Genomic DNA, 4,471 nt, shown 5'->3' with positions numbered 1-4,471 from the left:
GTGTGGCGGGTGCGTTGTCGTTGGAGGACGCGGCGCGTGTGGTGGCGTTGCGGAGCCAGGCGCTCGGCGCGCTCGCCGGACGCGGCGGCATGGTCTTCCTGCCGCTCACCGCCGACGAGACCCGCACGCGGCTGACCAGGTGGGACGGCCGCATCGGCATCGCCGCCACCAACGGCCCCCTGTCCACCGTCGTCTCCGGCGACTCGCAGGCACTCGACGAGCTGATGGAGGAGTGCGCCGCCGACGACGTACGGGCCCGCCGTATCCCCGTCGACTACGCCTCCCACTCCCACCACGTGGAAGAGATCAAGGACGAACTGGCCGAACTGCTCGCGGAGGTCACGCCCCGCGCCGCAGAGGTGCCGTTCTACTCCACCGTCACCGGAGAGCCCCTCGACACCACCCGCATGACCGGCGACTACTGGTACGAGAACCTCCGCAACACCGTCCGGTTCGAGGAGACCACTCGACGGCTGATGGAGGCCGGACACGAGGTGTTCGCCGAGATGAGCCCCCACCCGGTGCTCACCACGGCCATCCAGGAGACGGCGGAAGCGGTCACGGCGACCGCCGCCGACGACGCCGTCGTCGTGCTCGGCTCGCTGCGGCGAGGCGAGGGCGGCATGGAGCGGTTCCTGCTGTCGCTCGCACAGATCCACGTCAGCGGCGTCGACCCCGACTGGCGGCCCGCCTTCCCCGGCTCCACGATCGTGGACCTGCCCACGTACGCCTTCCAGCGCGAGCGGTACTGGCCGGAGCCCGTCACCCCCGTCGCCGCCCTCTCCTCGCGCGACGCCGCGCTGTGGGACGCCGTCGACCGCGGCGACCGCGCCGCTCTCGGCACGGTGCTGGACGCCGCCGACCCGGACGCCCTCGACGGACTGCTGCCGCTGCTCTCCGCCTGGCGTAGGCAGGGCCGCGAGCTGTCCGACGCCGCCGGCCGCCGCTACAGGACCGTCTGGCGGCCCGTCGGCGACAGCCGGCGCCCGGTGCTCCAGGGCACCTGGCTGCTGGTGGTCCCCGAGGACCCGGCCCCCGCGGCGGCCACCGTCGTCGGCCAGGTGCGGGAGGAGCTGACCCGGTGCGGCGCGGACGTCGTCCTCCTCCCCGTCGGCGCCGACACCGACCGCGTACGGCTGGCCGCGGCACTGACGGAGCTCCCGGACCTCCCGCAGGCCGCCGGCGTGCTGTCGCTGCTCGCCCTCACCACCGGACCCAGCCAGGACCACCCCGAGGTGACTGCCGCGCTGAACGGCACCCTCGCCCTCGTACAGGCGCTCGGCGACACGGGTGTCCCGGCACCGCTGTGGTGCGTGACCCGTTCGGCCGTCGACGCGGTCGACGACGACCCGGCCACCGACCCGGCACAGGCCCAGCTCTGGGGCCTCGGCGCCGTCGTCGGCATCGAGCACCCCAACCGCTGGGGCGGTCTGATCGATCTGCCGGAGGTGGTGGACGAGCGGGTGGTGCGGCGTGTGGTGGGTGTGTTGGCCGCTGGGGGTGGTGAGGATCAGGTGGCGGTGCGTGCGGTGGGTGTGCTGGGTCGTCGTCTGGTGCGTGTGTCGGGTGTGGTGGACGGGGGTCGGGTGTGGCGTCCGTCGGGTTCGGTCCTGGTGACGGGTGGTACGGGCGCGTTGGGTGCGCGGTTCGCTCGTTGGCTGGCGGCTCAGGGTGCGGAGCATCTGGTGTTGACGAGTCGTCGGGGTTTGGCTGCTGCGGGTGCTGCCGAGTTGGTGGCGGAGTTGTCGCAGCTGGGTGTGTCGGTGCAGGTGGAGGCGTGTGACGCGGCGGATCGTGAGGCGTTGGCCCGGGTGCTGGCGTCGGTTCCGGCGGATCGGCCGTTGACCGCGGTCGTCCACACCGCAGGCGTACTCGACGACGCCACCCTCGACGCCCTCACTACGGACTCCCTCGCCGGCGTACTGCGCCCGAAGACGACCGCCGCGACCAACCTCCACGAACTGACCGCCGACCTGGACCTCGACGCGTTCGTCCTCTTCTCCTCGGTCATGGGCATCCTCGGCAACGGAGGCCAGGCCGCCTACGCGGCCGCCAACGCCTCCCTGGACGCCCTCGCCCGGCTGCGCCGCTCCCAGGGCCTGCCCGCCACCGCCGTGGCCTGGGGCGTCTGGGGCGGCGGCGGCATGGTCGACGCCCCGGTCGAGGAGCGCATGCGCCGCCTCGGCATCCCCGGCATGCCCCCCGAGCAGGCCGTGGAGGCCCTGCCACAGGCCGTCGCCGGCCCGGACGCCTCGCTCGTCGTCGCCGACATCGATTGGGAGCGGTTCGCCCCCCGGTTCCAGGCGACCCGGCCGAGCCCCCTGCTCTCCGAACTCCCGGAGGCACGCGCGGCGCTCACCGCCGCGTCCGCCTCCGCCGCCGACGGGCAGTCCCCGCTCGCCGACACCCTCGCCGGACTCACCGAGCCCGAGCAGCACCGCGCCGTCCTGGAACTGGTCCGTGCCCAGGCCGCCACCGTCCTCGGCCACGCCACCCCGGCCGGCATCACGGCGGGCAAGGCGTTCAAGGAGATCGGCTTCGATTCCCTGACCGTCGTGGAGATGCGCAACCGCCTCGCCGCCGCCACCGGCCTGCGCCTGCCCACCACCCTCCTCTTCGACAACCCCACCCCCGAGGCCCTCGCCGCCTACCTGCGCACCCGGCTCCTCGGCGCGCACGACCAGCAGCCGGCTTCGGGAGCCCGGACACCCGCGGCGGCACCACGGGACGACGACCCGATCGCGATCGTCGGCATGGGCTGCCGCTTCCCCGGCGACGTCACCACCCCGGACGAGTTCTGGGACCTGCTCATCGGCGAGCGCGACGCCGTCGGCGACCTGCCCGGCAACCGGGGCTGGGACCTGGACAACTTCTACGACCCCGACCCGGAGGCCTCCGGCAAGAGCTACTCGCGCGAAGGCGGATTCCTCTACGACGCCGCCGAGTTCGACCCCGCCTTCTTCGGGATCGCCCCCCGCGAGGCCCTGGCCATGGACCCGCAGCAGCGCGTCCTGCTCCAGGTCTCGTGGGAAGCCCTGGAGCGTGCCGGCATCGACCCGGCCACGCTGCGCGGCAGTTCGACCGGCGTGTTCGCCGGCATGGTGTACCAGGACTACGGCTCACGCTTCCACGAGGCCCCGGAGGGCTTCGAGGGCTACCTGGTGACCGGCAAGTCCTCCAGCGTGGTCTCCGGCCGGATCTCGTACGTCCTCGGCCTCGAAGGCCCCGCCTACACCGTGGACACGGCCTGCTCGTCCTCGCTGGCCACCGTCCACCTGGCGGCCCAGGCCCTGCGCAACGGCGAATGCGCGCTCGCCCTCGCCGGCGGCGTGACGATCATGGCGGCGCCCGGCATGTTCATGGAGTTCAGCCGCCAGCGCGGACTGGCCACGGACAGCCGCTGCAAGCCCTTCTCCGACGCCGCCGACGGCATCGGCTGGGGCGAAGGCGCCGGCATGGTCGTCCTGGAGCGGCTCTCGGACGCCCGTCGCAACGGGCACCAGGTGCTGGCCGTGATCCGTGGTTCCGCCGTCAACCAGGACGGCGCGAGCAACGGCCTCTCCGCACCCAGCGGTCCGTCGCAGCAGCGCGTCATCCGGCAGGCGCTGGCCGACGCGGGAGTGTCGGCGTCCGACGTCGACGTCGTCGAGGCGCACGGCACGGGCACGAGGCTCGGCGACCCGATCGAGGCGCAGGCCCTGCTCGCCACCTACGGCCAGGGCCGCCCCGCGGACCGGCCCCTGTGGCTGGGCTCCCTGAAGTCCAACATCGCCCACCCCCAGGCCGCCGCAGGAATCGCCGGCGTCATCAAGACGGTGCTCGCCCTCCGGCACGGCCGACTGCCCAGGATCCTCCACTTCGACGCTCCCTCCTCCCACGTGGACTGGTCGGCGGGCGCCGTACGGCCCCTCGCCGAGACCCGCGACTGGCCCGTGACCGGCGACAAGCGCCGGGCCGGCGTCTCGGCCTTCGGCATCAGCGGCACCAACGTCCACGTCATCCTCGAACAGGCGCCGGAGCAGGCGGACGAGACCGCGGACGCGGCGGACCCCGAGACCACGACGGACCCGGACGCCCCCGCCGCCGCGCCATGGCTGCTCTACGGCCGCACCGAGCAGGCACTGCGCGACCAGGCGACCCGGCTCGCCCGCCACCTCGACGCCCACCACGACCAGAGCCTCACCGACATCGGCTTCTCACTCGCCACCACCCGGACCGCGTTCGAGCACCGGGCGGCGATCACCGCCACGGACCGCGACGGAATCCGAGCGGCACTCGGCGCGCTCGGCGGCTCCCTTGAGTCCACCGACCCCGTCGGCCCGGCCGAAGCCACCGGCGTCGCGGGCCTGCTGACCGGCCAGGCCACCGAAGGCGGCACCGTCTTCGTGTTTCCGGGTCAGGGTTCGCAGTGGGTGGGTATGGCTGCGGGTTTGTTGGAGGAGTCGGAGGTTTTCGCGGGGCGTGTCGCTGA

At 73.5% G+C, this 4,471-nt stretch carries 1 protein-coding gene; it reads left to right on the top strand.

What is annotated here, in order from left to right:
* A partial coding sequence (locus ACWF79_RS34650) for an SDR family NAD(P)-dependent oxidoreductase (RefSeq protein WP_453732158.1) occupies nucleotides 1-4,471 on the top strand: 4,471 nt, incomplete at both ends.

It is taken from the genome of Streptomyces sp. NPDC054975 (genome assembly GCF_053609105.1).
Note: the sequence above shows the minus strand (reverse complement) of the source record. Positions and strands in the feature narration are given on the sequence as shown.